Source organism: Helicobacter turcicus, assembly GCF_019711685.1.
Lineage (GTDB): Bacteria > Campylobacterota > Campylobacteria > Campylobacterales > Helicobacteraceae > Helicobacter_D > Helicobacter_D turcicus.
The window spans coordinates 37902-63837 of the sequence record NZ_JAIGYQ010000009.1 but is presented as its reverse complement, the minus strand read 5'-3'; the positions used below and the strand labels follow the sequence as shown (position 1 = coordinate 63837).

The 25936-nt window shown below is 36.6% G+C and carries 23 protein-coding genes, 3 tRNA genes and 1 pseudogene; 11 read left to right on the top strand and 16 right to left on the bottom strand.

The features are described 5' to 3' along the window. The first annotated feature begins 1 nt into the window (after nucleotide 1). The 7 genes from K4G57_RS06965 to msrA all read left to right on the top strand — a co-directional run bounded on the left by K4G57_RS06965 (nucleotide 2) and on the right by msrA (nucleotide 5277). A complete protein-coding gene (locus tag K4G57_RS06965) occupies nucleotides 2–238 on the top strand; it encodes a twin-arginine translocase TatA/TatE family subunit (RefSeq protein ID WP_221532461.1) in 237 nt (78 codons plus the stop codon). 5 nt (nucleotides 239–243) lie between these two features. Continuing rightward, nucleotides 244–1845, top strand: coding sequence for an arginine--tRNA ligase (argS, locus tag K4G57_RS06960; RefSeq protein WP_221532460.1), 1602 nt, complete (start codon nucleotides 244–246; stop codon nucleotides 1843–1845). Nucleotides 1846–1855: 10 nt separating this feature from the next. Next, nucleotides 1856–2779: an ACP S-malonyltransferase gene (fabD, locus tag K4G57_RS06955; protein ID WP_221532459.1), complete on the top strand. Its 924-nt coding sequence runs from the start codon at nucleotides 1856–1858 to the stop codon at nucleotides 2777–2779. A gap of 1 nt (nucleotide 2780) precedes the next feature. Continuing rightward, nucleotides 2781–3467 carry a 5'-methylthioadenosine/adenosylhomocysteine nucleosidase gene (locus K4G57_RS06950; RefSeq protein ID WP_221532458.1) on the top strand — a complete coding sequence of 229 codons (687 nt, stop codon included), beginning with the start codon at nucleotides 2781–2783 and terminating at the stop codon, nucleotides 3465–3467. 10 nt (nucleotides 3468–3477) lie between these two features. After that, nucleotides 3478–3945, top strand: coding sequence for a SixA phosphatase family protein (locus tag K4G57_RS06945; protein ID WP_221532457.1), 468 nt, complete (start codon nucleotides 3478–3480; stop codon nucleotides 3943–3945). 9 nt (nucleotides 3946–3954) lie between these two features. Beyond that, on the top strand, nucleotides 3955–4467 hold the full coding sequence (locus K4G57_RS06940) for a YhcH/YjgK/YiaL family protein (RefSeq protein WP_221532456.1): 513 nt from the start codon (nucleotides 3955–3957) through the stop codon (nucleotides 4465–4467). A gap of 315 nt (nucleotides 4468–4782) precedes the next feature. Beyond that, nucleotides 4783–5277: a peptide-methionine (S)-S-oxide reductase MsrA gene (msrA, locus tag K4G57_RS06935; protein ID WP_221532455.1), complete on the top strand. Its 495-nt coding sequence runs from the start codon at nucleotides 4783–4785 to the stop codon at nucleotides 5275–5277. Here the strand turns inward: msrA and def are convergent. The 8 genes from def to K4G57_RS06895 form a co-directional block, all read right to left on the bottom strand. Beyond that, nucleotides 5274–5780: a peptide deformylase gene (def, locus tag K4G57_RS06930; protein ID WP_221532454.1), complete on the bottom strand. Its 507-nt coding sequence runs from the start codon at nucleotides 5778–5780 to the stop codon at nucleotides 5274–5276. The genes msrA and def overlap by 4 nt on opposite strands. Nucleotides 5781–5783: 3 nt before the next feature. Next, nucleotides 5784–6887: a GGDEF domain-containing protein gene (locus K4G57_RS06925; protein WP_221532453.1), complete on the bottom strand. Its 1104-nt coding sequence runs from the start codon at nucleotides 6885–6887 to the stop codon at nucleotides 5784–5786. A gap of 10 nt (nucleotides 6888–6897) precedes the next feature. Further along, nucleotides 6898–7488, bottom strand: a complete 591-nt coding sequence (clpP, locus tag K4G57_RS06920; protein ID WP_221532452.1) for an ATP-dependent Clp endopeptidase proteolytic subunit ClpP — start codon at nucleotides 7486–7488, stop codon at nucleotides 6898–6900. A 1-nt stretch (nucleotide 7489) separates the two neighbouring features. Then, nucleotides 7490–8791 carry a trigger factor gene (gene tig, locus K4G57_RS06915; protein WP_221532451.1) on the bottom strand — a complete coding sequence of 434 codons (1302 nt, stop codon included), beginning with the start codon at nucleotides 8789–8791 and terminating at the stop codon, nucleotides 7490–7492. 85 nt (nucleotides 8792–8876) lie between these two features. After that, a complete protein-coding gene (locus K4G57_RS06910) occupies nucleotides 8877–12275 on the bottom strand; it encodes a DNA translocase FtsK (RefSeq protein ID WP_429913085.1) in 3399 nt (1132 codons plus the stop codon). 50 nt (nucleotides 12276–12325) lie between these two features. Then, nucleotides 12326–12424: transfer RNA gene (locus K4G57_RS06905), tRNA-Sec, on the bottom strand. A gap of 73 nt (nucleotides 12425–12497) precedes the next feature. Further along, nucleotides 12498–13277 (bottom strand): histidinol-phosphatase, encoded by a 780-nt coding sequence (locus K4G57_RS06900; protein WP_221532450.1) that lies wholly within the window; start codon nucleotides 13275–13277, stop codon nucleotides 12498–12500. A gap of 9 nt (nucleotides 13278–13286) precedes the next feature. Continuing rightward, the gene (locus K4G57_RS06895) at nucleotides 13287–13763 is read right to left on the bottom strand and encodes a hypothetical protein (protein WP_221532449.1); all 477 of its coding nucleotides are present in this window, start codon (nucleotides 13761–13763) and stop codon (nucleotides 13287–13289) included. Between the two features lie 100 nt (nucleotides 13764–13863). On the opposite strand from K4G57_RS06895, the pseudogene K4G57_RS06890 reads away from it, so the two are divergent. After that, nucleotides 13864–14937: pseudogene (locus K4G57_RS06890) on the top strand (glycosyltransferase family 4 protein); the annotation flags it as partial. 102 nt (nucleotides 14938–15039) lie between these two features. Beyond that, entirely contained in the window at nucleotides 15040–15687 is a 648-nt protein-coding gene (locus tag K4G57_RS06885; protein ID WP_221532471.1) for a sugar transferase, read from the top strand. On the opposite strand, the gene K4G57_RS06880 is transcribed toward K4G57_RS06885, so the two are convergent. Continuing rightward, nucleotides 15688–15763 (bottom strand) — tRNA-Glu (locus K4G57_RS06880). A 600-nt stretch (nucleotides 15764–16363) separates the two neighbouring features. Here K4G57_RS06880 and K4G57_RS06875 point away from each other — a divergent pair. Next, on the top strand, nucleotides 16364–17359 hold the full coding sequence (locus K4G57_RS06875) for a type II asparaginase (protein ID WP_221532448.1): 996 nt from the start codon (nucleotides 16364–16366) through the stop codon (nucleotides 17357–17359). Between the two features lie 274 nt (nucleotides 17360–17633). Here the strand turns inward: K4G57_RS06875 and K4G57_RS06870 are convergent. From K4G57_RS06870 to purD, 7 genes are all read right to left on the bottom strand, one after another. Further along, a tRNA-Leu gene (locus tag K4G57_RS06870) sits at nucleotides 17634–17717 on the bottom strand. Between the two features lie 37 nt (nucleotides 17718–17754). After that, the gene (locus tag K4G57_RS06865; RefSeq protein ID WP_006802245.1) at nucleotides 17755–18060 is read right to left on the bottom strand and encodes a F0F1 ATP synthase subunit C; all 306 of its coding nucleotides are present in this window, start codon (nucleotides 18058–18060) and stop codon (nucleotides 17755–17757) included. Between the two features lie 139 nt (nucleotides 18061–18199). Next, entirely contained in the window at nucleotides 18200–20401 is a 2202-nt protein-coding gene (locus K4G57_RS06860; protein WP_429913086.1) for a polyribonucleotide nucleotidyltransferase, read from the bottom strand. Between the two features lie 9 nt (nucleotides 20402–20410). Continuing rightward, nucleotides 20411–21139 carry a phosphoribosyltransferase gene (locus tag K4G57_RS06855; protein WP_221532446.1) on the bottom strand — a complete coding sequence of 243 codons (729 nt, stop codon included), beginning with the start codon at nucleotides 21137–21139 and terminating at the stop codon, nucleotides 20411–20413. After that, the gene (locus tag K4G57_RS06850; protein WP_221532445.1) at nucleotides 21139–23274 is read right to left on the bottom strand and encodes an LPS-assembly protein LptD; all 2136 of its coding nucleotides are present in this window, start codon (nucleotides 23272–23274) and stop codon (nucleotides 21139–21141) included. Before K4G57_RS06850 ends, K4G57_RS06855 begins: the two co-directional genes overlap by 1 nt. Then, nucleotides 23267–23737 carry an RDD family protein gene (locus tag K4G57_RS06845; RefSeq protein WP_221532444.1) on the bottom strand — a complete coding sequence of 157 codons (471 nt, stop codon included), beginning with the start codon at nucleotides 23735–23737 and terminating at the stop codon, nucleotides 23267–23269. Before K4G57_RS06845 ends, K4G57_RS06850 begins: the two co-directional genes overlap by 8 nt. Continuing rightward, complete coding sequence (purD, locus tag K4G57_RS06840; protein ID WP_221532443.1) at nucleotides 23737–24996, bottom strand: phosphoribosylamine--glycine ligase; 1260 nt, start codon at nucleotides 24994–24996, stop codon at nucleotides 23737–23739. The genes K4G57_RS06845 and purD overlap by 1 nt, the downstream gene beginning before the upstream one ends. Before the next feature lie 372 nt (nucleotides 24997–25368). Between purD and K4G57_RS06835 the strand changes: the two genes are divergently transcribed. Then, nucleotides 25369–25872: a c-type cytochrome gene (locus K4G57_RS06835; RefSeq protein WP_221532442.1), complete on the top strand. Its 504-nt coding sequence runs from the start codon at nucleotides 25369–25371 to the stop codon at nucleotides 25870–25872. Nucleotides 25873–25936: the final 64 nt, after the last annotated feature.

Sequence of the window (25936 nt, the reverse complement as noted above, 5' to 3'; positions counted from 1 at the left end):
AATGATGCCAAGCGTTCAGCAACTGCTTATTGTTTTATTGATTATTATTGTGCTTTTTGGAGCAAAAAAGATTCCAGATTTAGCAAAAGGTTTAGGTTCTGGGATTAAAAACTTCAAAAAAGCTGTGAAAGAAGATGAGGAGGAAGTTACTCAAAATACGAAGATTGAGCAAGATAAAACTGCGGCAACGCCAGGCACACAAACAGAAACTAAGCCTAACGAAACTGCAAAAGTGTAGTTTTAATGTATTATACCATCAAGGAAATTATCAACTCTGCCATTGGTGTTTCTAGCATTCTAGAAACACCACGTGATAAAAGTTTTGGGCATTTTGCTCTACCGACTTTTAGCTTCGCAAAAGAGTTACATAAAGCTCCGCAAATCCTCGCCCAAGAATTTGCACAAAAGTTAGAATCTCTACCGCAAATTACGAGTGTGAACGTGGTAAATGGCTATGTGAATTTTAGTCTAAGCAGTGCGTTTTTGGGGCAATGTGCATGGGAATTTCTACAAGACAAAACAAAATCCAAAAATATGGAATCTCAAAAAGAACGTATTTTGCTAGAGTATGTGAGTGCAAATCCCACAGGACCTTTACATATAGGACATGCAAGAGGGGCTATTTTTGGTGATAGTTTGGCGCGCATTGGACGTTTTTTAGGGTATGCCATTCACACAGAATATTATATTAATGATGCTGGAGCACAAATTGAAAAGCTTGGTAAATCAATTTATTATGCTGGACGCGCTTTAGTTTTTGGAGAAAGTAGGGAATTACCAGCAGATTGCTATCAGGGGGAATATGTATTTGAACTTGCACAAGAAGCAAAAAATACTCTAGGGGATTACGTTTTTGAAAATTTGGAATCTTTAGAAAAACTCTGTATCTTTGGTAAAGATAAGATGCTTGAAGAAATAAAAAGCAATCTTGCTCAAGTTGGAATCGTTTTTGATTCTTATGTTAGTGAGAAAGAGCTTTTTACACAATGGGATTCCACGCTAAAGTCGTTAAAGGCTCATAATGGTGTGTATGCAAATGAAGAGAAATTGTGGCTAAAATCCACAGAATATGGCGATGAAAAGGATCGCGTGATTGTGCGTGAGAGCGGTGAGCCAACCTATCTAGCTGGCGATATCATCTACCATAAAAACAAGTTTGAGCGGAATTTTTCACATTACATTAACATTTGGGGTGCAGACCATCACGGCTATATTGCAAGGGTTAAGGCGGCATTAGAATACTTAGGTTTTGATAGTCAAAAATTAGAGATTTTACTAGCGCAAATGGTGGCACTTCTAAAAGATGGAATACCTTATAAAATGAGTAAGCGCGCTGGGAATTTTATCCTAATGAAAGATGTGGTCGAGGATGTTGGGGCTGATGCACTGCGCCTTATGTTTTTGAGCAAAAAGCCAGATACGCATTTGGAATTTGATGTGAATTTATTAAAAAAACAAGATGCGAGTAATCCTGTGTATTATATTAACTATGCACATGCAAGAATTTACACGTTATTTTCTAAATCAAGTTTTACTATGGAATCCTTCAAAAAGCTTCCATTAGAACAATATAATACATGGAATTTACAAGGGGATTTATGTGATTTGCTAGTTTCTGCACTTGGTATTAAAAAGGTGCTAAATGACGCATTTTCACAACGTTTGGTTAATAAAGTAGTGGATTATCTATATGCGTTAGCTGCAGATTTCCACCGCTTTTATAATGAAACAAAAATTTTAAACACAGAAAATGAAGAACAAATTTTAAAGGTGCTTGTTGTGGTAGCACATTCTATCGCCTTAGGATTGGATTTATTAGGCGTTAGAGCAAAAGAAAGTATGTAAAGGAGAGTTTTTGAGTAGAGCAATAATATTTCCGGGTCAGGGTAGTCAAAGTGTTGGTATGGGTAAAGATTTATTTAAAAATAGTGCAGAAGTTAGAGTGTTTTTTGAGCAAGCAAGTGAGATTTTGAAAGAGGATATGCAAAAACTTTGTTTTGAAGAAAATGCAAAATTAAACCTCACGCAATATACACAGCCCGCCATTTTACTTGTAAGTTATAGCGTATTTTCGCTCGTGCGCAAAAAGCTAGAGGGTAGCGGAATTGCATTTGGGCTTGGGCATTCACTAGGGGAGTTTAGTGCATTATGTGCCAGTGGCGCACTTAGCTTTGAAAAGGCAATTGCGCTTGTGCATAAACGCGGAATCTTAATGGAAGAAGCATGCAAGTCAAAGGTCGCGGGAATGATGGTGGTGCTTGGCTTAGAAGATGTAGTGCTTGAAGAGTTTTGTGAGAAAAAGCGCAATCTTGGGTTAAAAGTTTGGTGTGCGAATTATAACGGCGATGGACAAATGGTTTTGGGAGGCAGCAAAGAAGATTTGCAAGATTTAGAAGTGGAATTAAAAGGGCTAGGAGCAAAAAGAGCGCTAATACTTCCGATGTCCGTAGCAAGCCATTGTCCAGCGTTAGAGAGTATATGCGGAGATTTTAAAGTGCTATTAGAGGAAGCACTTTGTGATTCCTTTGCTTTTCCTATCATTTCAAATGTCAATGCAAAGCCTTATAACTCAAAGATTCAAGCACTTGAACTGCTTGCAAATCAGCTTGTAAAACCTGTGCTTTATAAGCAATCTATTCGAGAGAATGATGGTGCGATTGATTCCTTTATTGAGTGTGGTGGAAGTGTGTTAAAGGGCTTAAATAAACGCCTAAGTAAAAAAGACACACTTTCTTTGCAAACTTATGCGGAGATTCAAGATTTTCTACAAAAGGACTAATATGACAATTGGAATCATAGGGGCAATGCGTGAGGAGATTACTCCGCTTTTAGAGCATTACAAGAAACACGAAGCCATTGCCTTTGGGGGCAATACTTTTTATAAAGTAACGCTTGGGAACAAAACTTTAATCATTGCGTGCAGTCGCATTGGTAAAGTGCATTCTGCTTTGACTGCTAGCACAATGGTTTTGAACTTTGGTTGCGAGAAAATCATTTTTAATGGTGTGGCAGGTGGAATCAATCCTAGTTATAAAATTGGTGATTTGGTTCTTGCTAGTAAGCTTTGCCAACACGATGTAGATATTACAGCATTTGGACATCCTTATGGGTATTTTTCCGAAAGTAAAATTTTTACAGAATCAGATTGTGTATTAAATGGAATCGCAAAAGCCATAGCAAAGGAAAATGGTATTAATTTGCATGAGGGTGTGGTAGCAACAGGCGACCAATTTGTGCATTCTAAAGAGCGTAAAGAGTGGATTAAAAAGGAATTTAACGCCGATGCAATTGAAATGGAGGGAGCAAGTGTTGCAGTGGTGTGTGACAATCTAAATGTCCCTATTTGTGTTATTAGGGCAATTTCAGATAATGCAGGCGATGAGGCACTAGTCAGTTACGAAGAGTTTTTGGAATCCAGTGCAAGAGTTAGTGCTTTACTTGTGATTAAGATGATAGAAAAATTATAAAGGAGTTTTTATGCGTTTAATTTTAGTGCGCCACGCAAAGGCTGAAGATAGAGAAAAATGGACTGAAAAGGACGATTTGAAACGCCCTTTAACTAAAAAAGGAGTAAAACAGGCAAAGAAAATTGCAAAATACATTGGCAAAAAATATCCAAATGTGGATGCAGTAATATCTTCCCTAGCACTTCGCGCGTGCGATACAGCAAAGTATATCACAAAAAAACAAGCACACTGCACTTTTCTTTTAACACCTAACATTAACCCAGAGGAAGGGATTGAGAACTTTTTACGGAATGAAGACAAAATGGAGGAGGATTGGCAAACGCTTGTTGTTGTGGGGCATGAGCCTAGTATTAGTGAGTTTGTGCGCTTCATTTGTGCAAAAGGAACACTAAATTTACATGTGGGTAAGGGTTGTGTAATTGAACTTGAGCGAGAGAATGAGGATAGTTGGATTCTAATGGGGCTTAATAACTTTTAAGGATTTTTAATGTTTTTAGGATATTTGCCAGATACTGCAAGTAAATTTAAAAAAAATGAAGTCTTAAGCAAGGTTTTTGGTTATCTTTTTGATGTGTTAGACGAGAACAGCGAAGCACATCAGCGTATTTGTGCGCTTGAAATTGGAAAAAAATTTGAAGTATTTTTTGATGGTGGTGCAAAGGCGATTGAGCAAGCCTATAATACAAAATCCCCAAAAGATGCATTTTATGAAAGCCACATAGAAATGGTGGATTTTCAAATGGTGGTGCAAGGCAGAGAAATCTTTTTTGTCTCCCCAAATACGCTATGCGAAATCAAAAAGCCTTTGGATTCTGCAACGGATTTGATTGAATATCACCCAAGCGCATTTATCTCTAGTGTGCAATTATTTCCCGGAAATCTAGCAGTCTTTGAGGCAATAGATGTGCATGCAGGTGGAATCGCAACAGATTCCAACTTTACGCCAGTTAAAAAAGTGGTTGTCAAAGTGCCAAAAGAATATGTGAAGTTAAATTTCTAGGTTTTTTGGCTTAAGGCTTTTTAATCAAAACTTTCTCGCTAAACTTTCTTAATGCTTGGAAGTTTATTTTCTACCTTTTGGTAAGCAAAATACCTTGCGCTAATGATTTTGCAACATTAGAAGCGAATCTTTTTAATCTTGTCTTGCTTGACTTTTTTAAATACACAGATCAAACAAAACACTCGTATTAAGAAATCTAACGAGCAATTAAATTAAGGGGGATTTATTAATTTTTATATATAAAGAATATCCAAGAAACAATAAACTCTCTTATATTTTAGCTAAAATTTCGCATACCAAATCTCAAGGAAGTTTATGCAACAAACTATTTATTTAGCAGGCGGATGTTTTTGGGGAGTGCAAAGGTATTTTGACTTATTAAATGGCGTAATTAGCTCACAAGTTGGCTATGCAAACTCCAAAGTAGAGTCTCCAAACTACCACATAGTCTGCAGCGGAATCACTGAAGCAGTAGAAGCTGTCGAGATTGTCTTTGATTCCACACTTTTAAGCATACATACACTCTTAAAACACTTTTTTAATATTATTGACCCTTTTGCGCTAAATTATCAAGGTAATGATATTGGCACACAATATCGTAGCGGAATCTATGCAAAAGATTCCTCTTTACTTTTGAATGTAAGAGATTTCATAGAGACGCTACAAAAGGGGTTACCAAAACCTATTGTAACAGAAGTAAAAATACTAAAAAACTTCTATCCTGCAGAAGCATACCATCAAAAATACTTGCAAAAAAATCCAAATGGGTATTGCCATATTAATCTAAATGCAATAGGGGAAATAAACTAAAATTTATGTTTTTGCTTCAAACCTTTTTCAAATTTCTTGCGCTTAATAATAGAGAGCTTATCAATAAACAAAACACCATTTAAATGGTCAATTTCATGTTGAAAGGCAACAGCTAAATAGTCTTGAGCGACCATTTCGCATTTCTCCCCAAAGCGATTTTGATAAATCACTTTAATCTTAGAATAACGTTTCACTTCTTCATAAAATTCCGGCACACTCAAGCACCCTTCACTAAAAAGAATCTTGCCTTCTTTTTCTATAATTTCTGGATTGATCACTTCTAATAAATCCTCTTTATGCTGATTGCCATCTTCATCAGGAATACAGATTAGAAGTGCACGTATCGGCTTTGCTACTTGAATTGCGGAGATTCCAACTCCATTTTTTGCAAGCATTACATCATACATTCCATCTAATAACGTATGCAACTCTTTATCAAAAATTTCCACAGGTTTTGAAATCTGTCGCAATAGAGGGTTGGGATAAGTAATAACCTCTAGCACGGACTAGTCCCCATACACCACAAAAGAAATATTGCCATTGGACGCTTTTTTAAGTGCGTCAAGCCCATTTTTTATAATCTCTTTTTGTTTGGAAAACTCATTAATCTCAACAATTCCTGTGCAAACACTTAAAGAAATTTCCTCATCACTAACAATGATATTTGTCCCAACAACTCTTTCAATGAGACGATTTGCAAAACGTTTTGCGGAATCTTTGTCGCTATGGCTTAGTAAGATTCCAAAAATTCCAGCCTCATAATACGCCACAATATCACTACGATTGGCAACTTTTTGCAAAATTTTTGAAAGCGAACGATTAACTGCAGCCGCTGTTTTATCCGAAGTGATGCGATTTTGTAGGCTTTTTGACACACGTACAAGTAAAAGTGAAGACTTATATCCTCCCATATTCACTGAATCTGCTTCAGCTAACACGCGTTTTTCCAAGAAACGTTTATTGTAAATTCCATAAACACTATTACAAATTACCTCATCACTAATTCCTCCGATAGAAGCGAGCGTTTTTTCATGCATTGCTTTAATATCTTGAAGCTGGTGTCCTGCAACTTCACTAAGTTTATCCAACTCTTTTTGAAAAACTGTGATGATGTTTTGTAGCGCAATGGCATTGGTAGTTGTTTCCACCTCTTTTTCGTGTTTTTTTAAGATATCCTGAAGTAATCTTAGATTTTTTAATAAAGCACCAACTTGATGCAAAGTATTTGTCATGTAACTTTGTGCTTTAAACACTTTAGATTCCAATGCAGCCTGCTTTTCTTCTGGGCGCTGATGAACCTCTACATACTGAAATGCTTCATCTTTAAACTGCTGGGGTTTGTTTTCTAAAAGTTTTTCAAAATAGATTCTATAATTATAAGGTGTAGGTAAGACTCCATTAGCTTGCAATTCTTGGACAATTTGTAAGCCATATTCTTCAAGCGTATTTGCACCAGCATTTGATTCCTTGTTTTGAGTTGGAGCAACAGACGAAGGTGCGGAATCCGTTCCAAAAGATGAAAAGGAACTTTCACTCCCTGCACCAGATTCCTCAACGCCACCGGCTTCAAAACTCTGCAACCCATCAAGAGAACCAAAATCGTCTTTCACCACACACCCCTCATTTTAAACTTTTTTCTAAAACACTATCAATTAACCCATACTCTTGTGCTTCTTTTGCGCTTAGATAAAAATCTCTATCCGTATCTTTTGCTATCTTCTCTAATGGTTGATTTGTATTGCTTGCTAAAATTGCATTTAAACTTGCTTTTAGTCGTAAAATCTCTTTTGCTTGGATTTCAATCTCTGTCGCTTGTCCCTGCGCACCACCTAATGGCTGATGAATCATAATGCGTGAATTTGGCAAGGAATACCGCTTACCCTTTGTTCCGCAGCTTAATAAAAATGCCCCCATACTTGCTGCTTGCCCAATACAAATAGTGCTAATATCAGGCTTCACATAATTCATCGTATCATAAATGCTTAATCCGCTAGTTACAACACCACCTGGAGAATTGATATACAAATAAATATCTTTATCGGGATCTTCAGCCTCTAAAAATAATAACTGCGCGACAATAGACGAAGCTAAACCATCATCAATTTGCCCACTTAAGAGAATAATTCTATCTTTTAAAAGTCTGGAGTAAATATCATACGCACGCTCACCACGTCCAGTTTTTTCAATAACCGTTGGCACATAATACGCCATATTATGCCTTTTTATCCAAGAGTGCTGTAAGAACTCTATCTTCAAGCATTGCCATTTTAACTGCTGGAATTAAGTTATTGTTCTTATAATACTCAAACATTGCTTTTGGATCTTGGCGCATTGCCATTGCTTCATAGTAAATTGTATTAATCACTTCATTATCTGGTATCTGGATATTATCACGTTTTGCAATCGCATCAATGAGTAAAGTTATGCGCACACTTTTTTGTGCATTTTCTCTTTGCTCTTCGCGTTTTGCCTGTATTGCCTCTTTATCTTTTGCAAGTTTTTCTTGTTCTTCTTTTGGTAGTGTTGCAAACGCATTTCTAAGCAATAAATCCATTTCTTGTTCAACAATAGATTTTGGTAAGTCAAATAGAATCTTAGCATTCAAGCTATCCACAAGCTTTTCTTTTAGCTCATTGTTATAAACTTCATGCTTTTTCTCATTTTGAAGTTGTTCTTTTACTTTTACTTTTAGACTATCCACACTTACATCTTTATCATCTGGGAATAGTGTTTTTGCAAAATTATCGTCAATTTCAATCTTGCCTTTTGTTTGAATTTCAAGCAATTTTACCTTGAATACTGCAGGTTTTCCTGCTAAATTTTGCGCTTGATAATTTTCTGGAAAAGTTACATTAACCTCCTTTTCTTCCCCCCTTTTCATTCCAATAAGCTGATTTTCAAAATCATCAATAAAAGACTTGCTACCAATTTTTAATAAGTAGCCCTCTGCTTTTCCTCCATCAAATGGCTCCCCATCAATAAAGCCTTCAAAATCAATCTTAGCATATTCACCATCTTTTAATTTGCGTCTGCCATCTTCAATTTTAACCAAAGGTGCTCTAGCACTCGCAATCTCTTCTAAACGCGCATCAACATCGGTATCTTTCACTTCTGGAATCTTAACTTCTGGAATACAAGTATCTACATCATCAAGCTTGATTGTCGGGGCTAGACTTAACTCAACTTCAAGCTCAATTCCATTGTCTTTTTTCTCAAATTTAGTAATGCGCGGATCACCAAGCAACATAACTGCTTCCACATTTAGCTCTTTTAAGATATCTTGCAACAAGTCTTGCACACACTCTCTTTGTGCATCTTCTTCAAGTTGCTTTCCATAGCGCTGTTTAATTGCTGCAGCTGGCACTTTTCCTTTACGAAATCCATCTAATTTTAGATTCTTGCTTGCTGCTTTTGTAACTTTATCTAGCTTTTTATTTAATGCATCAACTGGAATCATAGCCTGTGCTGTTGCATTTGCGCTATCTACTCTATTGACCTTTAGACTTGCATTCATTCTTTTTATGCTCCAAATTTAAAATTAAGTGATTATTAATTTTAGCAAAATTTTTCTTAAAACTGCAAATTCTATTAGTGTTTTCTCACTCGCCGATAATTTCGCGCACACCTTTAGAATTTTCTTTACTCAAAAATCCTCTTTGTTGCATTTGCTCTACAATATTTGCTGCCTTATTAAATCCGATTCCCAATCGGCGCTGTATGTAGCTAATGGAAGTTTTACCATCTGCTAACATAATGCGTTTTGCTTCTTCATAAAGATCATCAGCATCTCCATTAGATTGCACTTGTAAGCGTTCCTCTTTTTGCAAAAAGCGTTCATCATATTGTGGTGGGCATTGCACTTTGATAAATTCTACAATGCGCTCAATTTCTTCTTCTGTGCTAAAAGGAGCATGCAAACGTGTTACATTGCCTCCACCCATTGCAAAAAGCATATCGCCATTTCCTAGCAAGGACTCTGCCCCATGGCAATCTAAAATCACCTTAGAATCAATTTTTTGCCCGACTTTATAGCTAATGCGTGAGGGAAGATTTGCTTTAATCAATCCTGTAACAACATCTACGCTTGGACGTTGTGTCGCAACAATTAAATGGATTCCACTTGAGCGCGCCATTTGTGTCAAGCGCGAGATAGATGCTTCTGCCTCTTTGCCTCCTGTCATCATTAAATCCGCTAACTCATCAATAATAATTACAATGTAAGGAAAGGGTTCAAAACCTTCCATTTCCGCTTTTTGATTATAGCTTTCAATGTTTTTTACCCTTGCTTCGCTAATGAGCGCATTACGTTGTTCCATTTCTTTTACTGCTACATCAAGCGCAAAAATCGCATTTTTAGGACTTGTAATTACAGGGGTTAATAAATGAGGAATATCATTATAAATGCTAAATTCCACCATTTTAGGATCTACCATAATGAGCTTGAGTTTATCGGGAGGATTTTTATACAACAACGATAAAATCATTGCATTAATCCCCACACTTTTACCGCTTCCTGTTGTCCCTGCAATAAGTAAATGAGGTAGCTTTTTTAAATCTGTTACAAAAGGATTGCCTACAATATCTTTTCCTAAAGCTAAAGTAAGAGGCGAAACAGAGTGTTTAAATAAATCATTTTCTAAAATTTCGCGCAAATAAATTGTCTCTACTTGTGCATTTGGAATCTCTATACCTACGACATCTTTGCCCGGAATTGGTGCTTGAATGCGAATCGTTTTTGCACGCAATGCCATTGCTAAATCATCTTGTAAGGTTAGAATACGTGAAACCTTGACATTTGGGCTTGGACGAAACTCAAAAGTTGTAACAATAGGACCTGAATAAGTGCGCACAATATCGCCCTCAATCTTAAACACACGCATTTTGTTCAATAAATCATTAATTTTTCTATCAATCTCACTTTCATCAATTTCAACATGCGCACTCTTTGGCTCTTGCAAAAATTCTAATTTTGGCAACTCATAATCTTTAGGTTCTAGCACTTGTGGAGTTTGTGTCATTTCTAAATCCTCCAAAAGCACGGCATTTTCTTCTAGTGTTTTCACAAGAGTGTGTGTTTGGGATTGCACAAGTTGTTGCGTGTGTTGTGGGGCCTGTGATTCTGCAGCTTGGGGAGAAAATTGTGATTGTGGCATTGGAGCTTGTTTAGGTGCGACTTCTGTTAATATTTGAGATGTTGATTGTTCTATAATTTGCTGGGGTGCTTGTGCTATTTTAGATTCCGTATTTTGTGCTACTTTTTGTTTGGAATCTTGAAATAAATTAATCGTTTCGGATTTGACTTGCTGTGGTTTAGCTTGTTGTGCCGACTCTTGATAATGCCCATAGTTATAATCAAAAGTCGGAATCACACTAAGAGTTGCGACGTATCGTGGAGTTGGAATCTCTTTAATCTGCGAGGTTTGAAATATTGGCTGTTGCATAACCTGTTGTGGCGCACTTTCTTGAGCAACTTGTGGTGTAACTTGTTGCGTAACTTGTGATTCTATTTTGGATTCCACATTTTGAGTTAATGCAGCTTCTTGTGGAGTTTCTACGACCTCAATGGCTTTAGATTCCATATTTTGTGCTTCAGTATTTTCTGACAACGGATGTGTACTCACCTTATCCCCATAATAAAAAATCGTTCTAGGAAGCTCGTCTTTTTCGCTCTTGCTTGGATATCCTTTATAAATATTTTCTATATCTATAAGGCAATCATGGGTGCCAACTGGCTCTTTATCGTAATACGCGCTAAAAGGCGTTGCGGCATAGAGATTTTTTGGATAGGCTTTGATGACTTGTTTTTTAGATTCCTCTTTTAAAGGTTCAACTTGTGGGACTGACGCAACTTCTAGCGCATCTCCATAAGATATATTATACTCACCTTGGGCAACACTCTCTTTTTTAATAAGTTTTATTGGCTCTTCTTTTTGTTCTTCTTTGTGGTAAAAATTACTTTTCTCAAAGCGCTTAAAACTCTCTAAACTTGCCATAGATTGCATTTGGAATTGTGCAGGGTCAAAGCCCTCATGTTGGATACTTTTTGCACTTATCACACGGATTTTGGAATCTTGATTTTCTAACTCTTTGGAAGCCTCTTCTAAAGGATTATCCTCACGCATTGGAAGCTCAATATCCTGACGCAACGCGTCAATACCATCCTCAAAACTTTTAGATTCCATTGAATCCACGAAAACTTGTGTCTCTTCTTCTAACTCTTCTTCATCTTTATCAAAGTTAAAAGACACGCGTTCTTTTGGGGGGGGATTGTTTTTGCTTTGCTCAATGAGTTCTTCTAGTGTCAAAGGACGTAACTCTTCGCCCTCTTCTATAATCTCTTTTTGTTCTTCTTTAAAATCCTCTTTTAAAACTTCTTTCTCATTACTCTCTTGCACACTTTGCACAAAATCCATTTTAGATTCCTCTTCGGAATCCTTTTTTGTAGGTAGAGTAAAAAACGCCTTTGTTTTTAGGCAAAAATTTTTTAATTTTCCTATATTTTTATAGAGTTTAGCTTTAGAAATGTTAGCTTGCTTAATGTCTTTTTGTAAATCATCTTTAAGTGCTTTTAGTAGGATTATATAGAGTTCTTTTGGGGATTTTGCTGTGTATAGCACCACGCCAAAGCCAAGCATTACAAGACTTAAGCCAAAGATTCCAAGCGAAGTGATAATAGGCTTTAAAACATTATTAAATGCAATACCTAAAATTCCAGCATTATGAAAAAACAATCCTTGAAGCACAAGAAGGGCAAAAGAAATAATTGTAACACCTAATGCCTTTTCTAAAAGAAAGGGGCTTTTAAGACTTGGAATTGCTTTTGCTTGATATAGTGCATAAGCAACGCCAAATGCCCAAATATAGCCAAAATACCCCAAAAGCCAAAACTGCACATGTGGCAAAACGTTCAAGAAATCTAGTATCTCACCTAGAAGCGTTAAGATTCCAAAAAGTATTAGTGCGCCAATGATAAGCATTTTTGTATTATTAACTTGCAACAAAACCTCTTTATAACTTTTTGTTTTTATAATAAAGTCCTTAAGTGAAGTGGCGAGAGGGTGAGAGAATCGAACTCCCCAGCAAATAGACACCTATCCGCTCAAATGGGTTTGAAGCCCACGATGCCCACCAGCGACATATACCCTCCGCAATTTATGTAGAAAAGAGAATTTAGCGCAAATTTACTTAATTTTCATTGAGAAAAGTTAGGCAAAACGCGTTTAAAACTCCACCAATTCTTGCTCTCTTTGACGATACACCGCACATTTTGTGTAACCTACATCTTTTGCTAAAGCTTCTATTTCCTTGCGTTTGAAATTAATTTGATTTATTGCGTGTGCATCACTTCCAAAAGTAATTGGAATCTCAAAACCATAACACATCTCCAAAATCTCTCTACTAGGATACTGCTCACCCACTTCCTTGCGGAATCCCGCGGCATTAATCTCTACGCTCATATTTGCCCGCTTTATCGCCTTTAATGTGGTTTCTATCTCCCTTCTTAAATCTTTTGTAGGAAAATATTTAAAAATTTTCAGTAAATCTATATGCGCCACAATATCAAACTTACCGCTATTTGCCAACATTTCTATTGCTTTAAAATACTCCACCCAACAATCATTAATATCTCGCTTTGCATATTCTCTAATAAATTCTAAATTATCAAATCCCCAATCCCCTAAAAAATGCACCGCTCCAATTCTATAATCTAGTGGAATCTTAAATAAAGAATCCTCCATAAATTGCGGCAAAAAGTCAATCTCAAGTGCGCTTAGAATCTCAATTTGCCCAACGTATTTTTCTCTTAAAGTTTTAAGAGAATCCAAATATAGCGGCAATTCTTCAAAACGCATTCTGTATTTAGAGTCAAAAGCCATTGGATTATGGCAGGAAAACCCAAAAACATCAATCCCTTTTTCAATGGCTTTTATAATGTATTCCTCCATTGTTCCTGTGGCGTGGTTGCACAAACTTGTATGATTATGTAAATCTACATGCATTTTATGTCCTTAGCCCATTTTCTTTTCCATTTCTTTGGTAATATGCAAACTTAAGACATGCTTATCAAACACAGCAACATAAAAAATTGCGTCAAAGATCTTAATATCAAGCACAAATCCCTCCACCTTCACTTCACGTTTTTTGGTATCCTCTTGTAAAGTTTCTGCACGAAATAACACTTCATTGCCTAGTTCAATGGGGGCTAGAAACTTCACTTCTGCGCCAATCATAATACCATTGGGTTCATTAACTGCTAAAAGCGCACAATACGCAGCGCTTGAAAACAAATACCCAGAATGCACAAGCCCAAATTTGTCAAGCACCATTTTGCTTGTAACTTCTAACAAAACACTCGCTTTGCCATATTTTTGCTCCTTAATCACCCCATTTGCAGAATCAATATTCAAGCACACTTTTTGAATGACTGCATCATTATCAGGCTTGTTTAAAAAATCCTCTTCATCATCTATGAGTTCTTCATCCATTACAACTCCTTTGCAATAGCTATATTATAGCATAATTGCACACTTAAATCTGTTGTCTTTTAATGCTATAATCTTTATTTTAAATTTTAAAAGGTTCTGTATGAAAATTGTATTTTTATCCCACACAGATTCCAATCTTTTTAGATTCCGCCTCCCTGTTATGCTTGCCTTAAAGGAACAAGGACACAAAGTTATTGCCCTCACTCCAAGGGGTGAAGATTTTGAAAAATTTGCTCCCTTAGGCATTGAGGCGATAGAATACCACATTAAACGGGGTAGCTTAAATCCCTTTAGCGCACTAAGCAGCATTCAAGAAATCACTAAGATTCTAAAAGTGATACGTCCAGATATTGTGCATACTTTTATGCTAAAACCAAATATTTATGGCGCATTTGCAGCTAAAATTGCTGGAATCCCTTATGTGATAAATAGCCTCACAGGTCTTGGGAGTTTTTACATTCAAAACGACACAAAAGCTAAGATTTTTCGTTTTATTATAGAATCCTTAAATCGTATAGCCTTTGCAATCTCTAAAAAAGTGCTGTTTCAAAACCAAGATGATTTGGATTTATTTGTTAAAAAAGGCTTAGTCCATACAAACAAAACCGCTCTAATTAAAGGCTCTGGCATTGATACACAAGCCTTTATGCCTTACTCTTACCCTAAACGCGTTGAGATTAGAAACAAGATTTTAGATTCCATAGATCCTAATATCCCAAAACATTGCGTGATTATTTTAATGATTGCGCGTGCAATTTTACACAAAGGCGTAAAAGAGTATTATACAAGCGCTCAAATACTTAAAGAGCAGAATCCAAATTTTGTGTTTTTATATGTTGGTGGCTTGGATTTGGGTAATATCGCACCAATTGAAGAAACATTTTTAAAAAGTTCTAAGGCTGTGATTTATCTAGGGGAGCGCAAGGATATTAGAGAGCTAATTAGCGCTTGCGATGTGTTTGTGCTACCAAGTTATAGAGAAGGGATTCCGCGCACACTTTTAGAGGCTGGAAGTATGGCAAAGCCTATTATTACCACAAATGCAGTGGGATGTCGTGAAGTGGTCAATGATGGCGAAAATGGATTCCTTGTTGAAGTTGCAAATACACAATCCCTAACACAAGCGTTAGAGAAGCTTTGTAAAAACAAAGACTTGCAAACAAAATTTGGCACAGCAAGTCGCAAGAAAATCTGCAAGGAATTTAGCATAGATTCCGTGGTGAAGCAGTATCTTTCTCTATATGATGGAATCTTAAATACAAAAACAGATTCCAACATAAAATCCCAAAATTTAAAATATAAAAGTTTTTATGCATATTTTTTTAAGCCACTCTTTGACCACGTTTTTGCTCTTGTTTTATTGCTTCTTTTTTCTCCTATTTTATGTATTGTAGCACTTTTAATTCGTATTAAATTAGGCTCTCCAATCTTTTTTACTCAAGAACGACCGGGCAAAAATGGAAAAATCTTTAAAATCTACAAATTCCGCACAATGACTAATGCACGTGATGCAAATGGTGAGCTGCTACCAGATAACGAACGCTTAAAAGGCTTTGGAGAGATTGTGCGCAAAAGCAGTCTTGATGAACTCCCTCAACTCTTTAATGTGCTAAAGGGCGAGATGAGTTTCATAGGACCGCGCCCTTTACTTGTAGAATATCTACCTCTTTATTCTAAAACACAGGCACGACGTCACGAGGTCAAACCCGGAATCACAGGTTGGGCGCAGGTTAATGGACGCAATGCAATTTCTTGGGAAGAGAAATTTAAACTTGATGTTTGGTATGTGGATAATCTTAGTTTTTGGTTAGATTGTAGGATTTTTTGGATAACCTTTTATAAGGTGATTAAACGCAAAGACATTAGTTCAAGCACAAGCATAACAATGGAAAAATTTACAGGAAACAAGGAATTGCAAACATAATGGCGACCCTTGAAAGATTCGAACTTCCGTTTATGCCGTGAAAGAGCATTATCCTTGGCCACTAGATGAAAGGGTCAAAAAGAGTTGATATTCTAGCAGACATATTGCCATTTTTTGCTTAACTTTTTAGATTCCAGCCTTAAGAATACAAGACTAAAACAAATAAAAATAAGAAGTTACATTTATTAAATCATTAGATTTTAAACTCTTCTAAACAATTTTTTACATAATCAACTACTACATTTTTCTAGCTTGAAAATGTTCTGGGTTTTCAGTATCTCTTATACAAAAAATCTCTTTGAATTGCATACAATTTTTAGTCATTTTATCATCTACGCTTTCTTACTTCATTTAAAAATTGTGGGCAAGAACACTCTTTAACGCCCGACTTCGCCATAATCTCCATTGCTTCTTTTGCAGCATTGGAAAAATCTGCAACTATTAGCATTTTATTCCCAGCAATACACGCTCTCTAGTTTTTATTTTGCATTGCAAAACTAATCGTTTGCTTAACCATAATTGCAAAATCAGCTAAAAAACTTAAAGGTTTAGCTATAATTAAAGCCCCTTAATAAAAAGAGATTCTTATCAATCAACCCTATATAAATTCCTTATGGAATAAATTTTACTAAGGAGTCATTGCTTTGCATAATGACTTTTGTTTTTAGGAGCATGTATGGCTTATACAAAACCTAAAATCGTAATTCTTGCCACAGGCGGAACAATCGCAGGCTCTATTGATACTTCTGTTGCCACAACAGGATATACCGCTGGTGTCGTTAGCGCAGATGCGCTCATACAAGCAGTGCCACAAATCAAAAATTTAGCAAAAATTTCTACACAACAAATCGCAAATATTGATAGCTCAAATATGACAGATGAAATCCAACTCAAGCTTGCAAAAGAAATTAATAAACTTTTTACAAGCGGAATTGATGGCATTGTTATCACACATGGAACAGACACTATGGAAGAAACTGCGTATTTTCTTAACCTTACCATTAAAAGCAATAAACCTGTTGTATTAGTTGGTGCAATGCGCCCTTCAACTGCAATGAGCGCAGATGGTCCTAAAAATCTCTACAACGCAGTAGCACTTGCAGCAGACACGCTTTCTAAAGATAGAGACGTAATGGTTGCTATGAATGATAAAATTCAAAGCGCTAGAGGTGTTGTAAAAACACATTGTCTAAATGTGGATGCGTTTTCATCTCCAAATTTTGGGGATTTAGGCTACATTACAGATGGTCAAGTTTTCTTCTGCAACAATATTACAAAAAAAACACAAAAAAAATCTCCATTTGATGTAAGCAAATTAACAGAGCTTCCAAAAGTAGATATTCTTTATACTTATTCCAATGACGGGGGAGCAGTTGCCGCAAAAGCTTTTGTTGCCGATGGCGCAAAAGGATTGGTAATTGCAGGAAGTGGCTCTGGAAATATCCACCAAAACCAAAAAAAAGTGTTAAAAGAACTTTTAAAAGAGGGCGTAAATATCGCTATTAGCTCAAGAGTTGTCGCAGGACGTGTAGTAGTAAGCAAAGCAGATGCAAAACTAGGCTTTATTAGCGCAGAAGATTTAAATCCACAAAAAGCTAGAATCCTTTTAGCACTCGCACTTACAAAAACAAACAACCCTAAAAAAATTCAAGAATATTTCTTGAAATACTAATTTTTAAGATTCATATCATAGTGCTTTCTTAGTGGGTTCTATGAACACTCACAGATTCTTTATTGGAGTTACATTTGCTTATTATAGAGGTTATGTTTTTATCTCTTTTATTCCAAACTTTTTATATCAATCCCTAAATTATGTTTATAAAAACTCTTTTTAAGCACAAGTGTTTCTGTATTTTTTTAGATTCTATGTTGTAAGGCTATTACAGATTGCAAACTACGAAAACCAAGAATCTAAAATGAAAGATTTATAAAGAAGAATTTAGAAGTGGTGCGCTGAGCGAGACTTGAACTCGCACGGGTCGCCCCGCCACCCCCTCAAGATGGTGTGTCTACCATTCCACCACCAGCGCATACCTTAGGCAAGCCTAAGGAATTTGAAACTATTAATTAGCCTAAAAATGGGTTTGCATAAAGTAAAATTAGTGCAACAACAAGTGTATAGATAACTTGCGCTTCAATCATCGCTAATGCAATAAACATTGTTGTCATTAATTTACCACCAACGCCCGGATTTCTAGCCATACCAGAGATTGTAGCAGCAGCTGTGCTTCCCATACCGATTGCACCACCAAGAGCAGCAATACCTAGACCAATACCAGCAGCAATTGCTGAATAAGACAATAACATTTCATTTCCCTCTGCAGCAAATGCTACACCAGCTAATGCAAAAAACACTAGAAGTAATTTTTTCATAACTTTCTCCTTAAAATTTCAAAGCCCTTTCGGATCTGTCCCCTACTCAACACTTTGTGAGAGTTCATTATAAACGCATTTAGCTAAATTTTTATTTAATTTAAGCTCAAAACAAGCATTTCAAATGTGTAAATGCCACCTATTTACTCAATTTTTCTTGCAGTCCTAATTCAACTTTGTTTTTATTTAAAGACAACACTTCTACGCGTAACAAATCTCCCTCATTTAAATAATCACCCACTTGCGCATTTCTATTGCTTGTAATTTTTGAAATATGCAAAAGCCCATCATAATTATGTGGCAATTCTACAAATGCCCCAAAATCCACAACTTTTTTTACCCTACCTTCATACACATCGCCCACTTTGTAAAGTTCAGCAATGTTAGGTTTATCACTCACAGCACTTGTAATTCCAATAATATATTCTTTTGCAGCATCTACTTTTTCTCTATTCCCACCACTAACTTTCACTTCACCATTATCGCGATTTAAATCAATCGCCACTTCAAATTTTTCAATAATTTCTTTAATTGTCCTACCAGCTTGTCCAATCACCTCAACAATCTTACTAGGATGAATTGCAAAAATCTGTGAGCTAGGAAGCACTGCTGTATTGAGTATAATTTTTGCTTTTGCACTCTCCATAATTTCTAAAATATGCAATCGTGCCTCTTTTGCTTGCCCTAGTGCGCACTCTAAAATCTCCATACTTAGACCACCAAGCTTAATATCCATTTGCAAAGCTGTAATTCCCTTCTTGCTCCCAGCAACTTTGAAATCCATATCTCCATCGTGATCTTCCAAACCCATAATATCAGTTAAAACTGCATATTTTCCATCCTCACACACTAGCCCCATTGCTACTCCAGCAATAAGTGAAGTACATTCAATATCTGCCGCAGCAAGTGCTAGTGAGCCTCCACACACTGTTGCCATAGAAGAAGAGCCATTAGATTCCAAAATCTCAGACACAAGGCGAATTGTCTTTTGCTCACCATTAATCACACTACATTCCAATGCTCTTTTAGCTAAATTTCCATGTCCTAGTTCTCGCCTACCTGTTGCACCAATGCTACTTGCTTCACCCACGCTAAAAGGTGGAAAATTGTAATGCACCATAAAACGCTCTTTTGATGTACCTTTATCGGTTAACAACTCATAATTTTGCGCGTCCATATCACCACCAAGCGTGCAAACTACAAGTGCTTGCGTTTGTCCGCGCGTAAAGAGCGCACTTGCATGCGCCTTTGGCAAAATGTTTGTTTCAATGCTAATAGGGCGCACCTCTTTGAGTGTTCGCCCATCTGCACGCACCCCCTCTTCTAGTATCATTGTGCGGATAATTTGTCGTTTTTGCGCATCAAGTGTTGCATCAACACGCATTTCTATGAATTCTGTATCCTCTGGGTTTTTAAGAACATAATCTTGTGCAATTTTTTTTGCAAAAGCTTTTAGACGACTATGGCGCTCAGTTTTAGAAAGATGCGCAATGATTTCATGCAACTCACCTAAATAGCCTTGCACTATAAAATCTTGCACTCTTTGGCATTTGTAACTTTTGCGCATTTGGAATAATTCTAAAGGCGTCTTTACACAAATTTTAAAGCTTTCTTCTATTAGCTTACTCTTCTTGTTAATGTTTGTTTTAGCTAACTCTAAAGCTTGCATTAGCTCTGATTCTGTAAGTTCATTTGCACTAAATTCTGCTTTTTTATCCTCCATAAGCGTAGTTACTAAGCATAGCGGGTTGCTAGGAGATACAATATCCACACCACCAAATGTGCGCATTTCAATCATTAATAAATCCTCATTAACTCCGCTTACCAACAAATCTAGTGTGCTTTGTTCCATATCCTTTAAACTTGGATTAACCACAAATGCATTTCCGATTCTGCCTATGCGCACACCATTTATCGGAAAGTTTAGCGGAATCTCCGAAACATACAAAGCCGCACTTGCTGCATTTAGTGCTAAAATCTGCAAGTCTGCATCACTATCTGCACTTAACACTATGATTGTAATTTGCGTAGGATAGCAGTAATCCTTTGGAAAAAGTGGGCGCAGACTTCTATCTACAATCCTTGCTGTAAGTGTTTCAAAGTCTCCGGGCTTTGCTTCTCTTTTTACATAACCACCCGGAAACTTCCCTACTGCATAGGCTTTTTCAATATATTGCACAGTTAGAGGTAAAAAATTCTCCTCCACAATGGAATCACAATCTACCGCCACAGTTGCTAATAACACATTATTTCCGCTTTTATAATACACGCTCCCGCTTGCTTGTTTTGCAACATAATCAAAAATGTATTGTTCTTCCTTTTCTAAAAACGAAAGGTTAATTTCACACATTTACTCTCCTTGTATCTTGCTAAAAACTTCTTCAATTGTTGCTGTTTCAATCGGTGGATAATCTTTGTAATAATATCCAATATCAACAAAATCTTTTGATTTATAAAGACAAAAGATTCCATCTGTGGCTTCTTCCATAATTTCTGCAACATCATAAGGTGCAACAGGACAAGCAAAATACACCGTTTTTGCTCGCAAAGTAACCACTGACTTAATGGCAGAAAGTGCTGTTAATCCACTATTGATACCTTCATCTACAATTAACACGCGCTTTCCCTTAAATGAGATTAGCGGATTGCCTTTGCGGTATTGATAGATTAGTGGCAACATTTTATCTTCATATTGTCTTTGCACCTCTCCATAAATATAGTCTAAACTAATTCCAAAAGAGCGCACAAGCGGTTCATTTATCACAACATCATGTGTTTCTGTCGCCATTGCGATTTCACATTCTGGATTATTAGGAGCTAGGATTTGGGAAGTAAAAAGAAAGGCTAAAGGTGCTTTAATAGTTTGAGCTAAACGATAGGCAAAATAAATCCCATCAAAAGAGATTCCAACAACAATACAATCTTGACGTTCAAAAAAACTAAGCGGCATATTACTAAGCAGTTTCTGGAGAGCATCATCACGATTTTCAAAGAGAATTTTACGTCTTGTGGAATGTGTTGCGTTGCTCCTTTGTGTATTTGGAATCGCACTGCCTATGATATTTTGAATACTTTGCATTAGCGTCCTACCTTGACATCACTACTTAAAAGCGGAATAAATTTAATGGTCAAAAGCGCATATCTATCATCTCTCGCCCTTGCTCCATGTGTTGTTAGCATGGGATAGATTTCACTCACATATTTTAACCCAAAAGAAAAGCAACGCACACTTGTTTCAAAACCTACTTGCCAAGTCTTAAAATAATCTTCCTTATAATCATAGCCCAAACTTGCAAAAAGATTTAAATTCGCGAAATCCTTCTCAACACCTGCCATAATATAATTTGCCTCTCCATAACGCCCACGACTCCAATCCGTTTTAGCAAAGGAATCACGAAAAAAATGCCCAAAATAAGCATTTAAATACTCTCTGTTGTAATTAATCTTGTGTGTGGCTTCTGAGATTCTATTTTCTGAATGCGCATAGAAAATATCACTCAAAAGGCTCCACTCATGGTTATAAAAATATTGCACTTCATTTTCTAGCTCACCCACCTTATGTTTATCTTCTAAGTAAAAATATTGACGCATACGATGAGAAAGTTTTAAAATATTGTTTGTGTCATAAAAATGTTGTGAAGCACTAAATCTTAGCTCTTGCTTATCGCCCGGAAGAGCAAAAAAAGTTGTAAAGCTCCCCTTTTTGTCTTCAAATCCGGGTAACGTGTAAAATGTCTCTAAGTTTAACGTATGTCCAAAATTCTCATACTGCTTAACCAAATCTGTGTTTGCTTTAAATTGATAATGTTGCGTAATGTAACGTCCTGTCGCTAGATGCAATCCATCGTCTATATTATTATAATTCACCTGCGTAGCATAAAACACTGGGGAAAGCGAAACATTTAAATAATCATCAGCAAAACTTTGAGTAAAGAGGATTGGCAGTTGCGCTTCTTGCTGCACCGCTCTATACCCAATAGGACGTGTAAAGTGCTTGATTTGGTAATCAAAGCTATAATACAAATCCTCAATAAAAAGCTTGTCAATTTGGCGATGATACTGCACTTGTGGCAAAGTTTGGAGTGTTTTTGCATTGCTTGTGGATTCTAAATCCGAATAGTATCGCCCATAGATTCCAATATAGTCAGAATCACTTTTTAAAAAATAGTTTAATCTTGTGGTTAAAAGGCTACCCTGCAAATCCGCACGCTCTCGTGCTTTATCATCTGTTAATCTAAAATAATCTATATCAGAAACTTGCGAAATATCTGCATAGAGTCCATCTTCATAAAAGTAATTTTGCACATCTGTTAATAAATCTTTGCGTGTGTATTCTAGTTGGAATCCAAAATGCTCTTGATTCTCTAAATTGTAAGTATTTTGGTAACTATTAGAATCACCAAAATACCCAAAGTTTGCCCATAACATTTGACTTTTATCATCAATAACTCTAAACTCTCCATACACACCCCCACCCCTTTTGGTGCGCATAGTCGGTATTAGCGTCATATCCCACCAATTGTAAGGAGCAAAATAAATAGGTTGGGAATAAATGATTCCATCATCTTTGGAGTTTCCAAGCACGGGATAGAGTAATCCACTTTTACGCTTGTAACCTGCGGAGAAAGAAAGATAAGGAAAATAAAGCACTGGCACATCATACACACACAAGCGCGGATGCCAAAGCGTCAACCACTCTTTATTCGTATCGTATTTGCCCTCATCTGCTTTAAGCTTCCAAATAGGATTATTCACACTACAAGTGGAGATTGCCACATCTTGTATTTTATACACGTCTTTATCATATTCTGCACTCTTTGCTTCCACCCATAAACCTGTTGTGGAATCTTGCATATAAAAAGGCTCTAAAAAGGAATAATCTTCTTGGAGTTTAATTTTGACCTCTTGCGCCCTTAAATAAAGTGCATTTCCTTTATAGGCATTGACATCTCCACTTAGTGTAATCTCACGTGTTTTTGTATTATATACCGCCTTATTTGCACTAATATAATAATCTAAGTTAATCACCGTAGCATGCCCTTTACCCACGATAATGGACTGGCTATATTCCATATCATCAGCTAAAAACTCAAAAACAGCCTCTTGCTTTGCATCAAACTGCTTAATGGACGGACGCGCTTCAAGCAAACTAAATGTAAAAGTTGTTGCTAAAGAGATTGCGACTCCTAATTTTTTGACATTTTTTTTAAACATTATAACTCTTTAACTCCACAACAATAGTATTTGCAACTCTATCATGCAAACCTAATTGTAAAGAATTCATCAAAACAGACAAAAACGGCAAATACATTAAAAATTCACTTAACGCTCTAAACAAAGAGCGCACAAAAGCTTGTCTTATGTTTGGATTATCTAAAAGCTCCGTTTCAATAACTTTAATCTTTACCACAATTTTTCCAATAGTTGCTCCATAATAGCGCACAAAAAGCCAATGATACACAATGCGCACCACATACAAAATCAACCAAGAGCTTGAAATAGCATTTAAGACAACTTCTGGATCGCCTACATTTTGTGTAATACTCTCCCAATACATTCCAATAATCACCATACTCACAAGCAAATCATCAATAATATGTGCTACCACCCGTTTCCAAAGTGCCGCAGTTTGGATTTCCTCACGCGCTAAAATTTCTTCTATTTTTTCAGGATTCATTAGCGTCCTAATACTTGATATGCAATATCTTTACGGTATTGCATTCCCTCAAATTTCACAGATTCTACACATTTGTATGCGTTTTTAACTGCCTCTTGCACATTACCTCCTTTGCCCACACACACCAGCACACGCCCTCCAGTTGCTAGCAAATCCTCGCCCTCTTTGCTCACACCTGCAAAACTAATGTGTGCATTTCCGTTGCTTTGTGCATTAAACTTGATTTTTTCTTTTTTAGAACTCTTATAAGGATAGTCTTTTGAAGCTACCACAACACCCACACACACTTCATCACTCAAGCAATATTGCACACTTTTTAAATCTCCATTAGCACACGCTAAGAAACAATCTAACAACCCCTCTTTAAAAAGAGGCATTAACACTTCACATTCTGGGTCTCCAAAGCGCACATTAAATTCTAACAAATAAGGCTTATCTTTCACTACCATAATCCCGCAAAAAAGTGTTCCACTAAAAGGATTTCCATCTTTTGCCATACCATCTAGCGTTGGGATAATAATGCTTTGCTTCACTTCCCTAATAATTGCTTCACTTGCTAAAGGAGAGGGCGCATAAGCTCCCATTCCACCGGTATTTGGTCCTTTATCGTTATCCAATAAACGTTTATGGTCTTGCGCTGCTGGTAACACGATAAAATCCTTGCCATCACACATTGCAAAGACAGAAAGTTCAAAACCATCTAAAAACTCTTCAATCACAATAGTCTTTCCAGAATCTCCAAAACTTTTGCCTTCTAACATTTTTTTTGCTGCTTGTTTTGCCTCATTATAGCTCTGTGCAATAATCACTCCTTTGCCTGCACACAAACCATCAGCTTTTACAACAATAGGCGTATTTAACGTATCAATGAATGCACAAGCTTCCTCATAATCTTGTGTTTGAATAAAACCTGCTGTTGGAATATCATAACGTTTTGCAAATTCTTTCATATACGCTTTTGAACCCTCTAAACGTGCTGCCTTTGCGCTTGGACCAAAGGTTAGGATTCCATTCTCCCTTAATGTGTCTGCTAATCCTTCAACTAATGGAGCTTCTGGACCGATAATCACAAGTCCTATGCGCTGTATTAAAGCGAAATCCACAAATTCTTTTTGGTTTTTAAAATCAATATTTTTACCAAGTTTGCTTGTTGCACCATTTCCAGGATAAAAATAGATTCCATCTACCCTACACTCGCTTTGCAAAGCAAGCCCAATAGAATATTCTCTTCCGCCACTTCCTACAATAACAATTTCCATTTACTCTACCTTAAATATTTTGATTTTTAAAATTTTAGATTTTAAAAAACTTTAAAAAGCAAAAAACCCAAGCAGCCGTTACTTTTTTGTGTGGCCCGAAATAGGCAACGATTCTAACCACAAGCAGTTCATTAGGCGGCAGATTCTCGTCTCAACTTAAGAGACTAATAACGAAAACACCATCACACAAAACCAACTATGCAATCAGCAATACTTTAATCTGTTGGACCCCAAAGTGAAAGAAACACGCACCACTTAGGCAGACGCAATTATAAACAATCCTAGCTAAAGCAGCATTTAACTTTAATCCAAAAATTAATAAATTTTAGGCAGAATTGCACAGATAACTTTAAATATTTAAGGAATCTCACAATGAAAAAACTACTATCAACACTAACTTGCATACTCACTCTAAGTGGAACTTTATATGCTGGAGAGTGTATTTGTTTTGAGTTAAAAGGCGAATTTGGAGAGGAGATTAAGGCTATTATGAAAAAATACTCCAAAAACTTAGGTGGGGATAACATCAAAGTTGTGCGCGAAGATGCGGACTTAACTCCACAAGAACGCAGTTTTTTATCAAGTATGCTAGGCACAGGTGAAGTCAGTGAGAGTAAGCGCGGAGCAAACTTAGAAAATGGCAAAAAACTCTACAATAGAGATTGTGCAGGTTGCCATGGACAAAAGGGCGAAATCTCTGTTGCTAGCCAAAAACCAATTAATACTTGGAAAGCCGCTGATATTGCTAATGAAATTAAAACCTATGCGAATCAAACCTTTGAAGGACAATCTCGCTTTGTAAAAAATCAAATTGCCCAGCGCTACACAAAACGTGATATGGACGAAGTTGGAGCATACATAGAGAGTTTGCGATAAGAGGATTTTATTAGATTCCTCAAATTTAGGGGGCTGCTTTAAAATAGTTCCCCCAAAGCTTTAA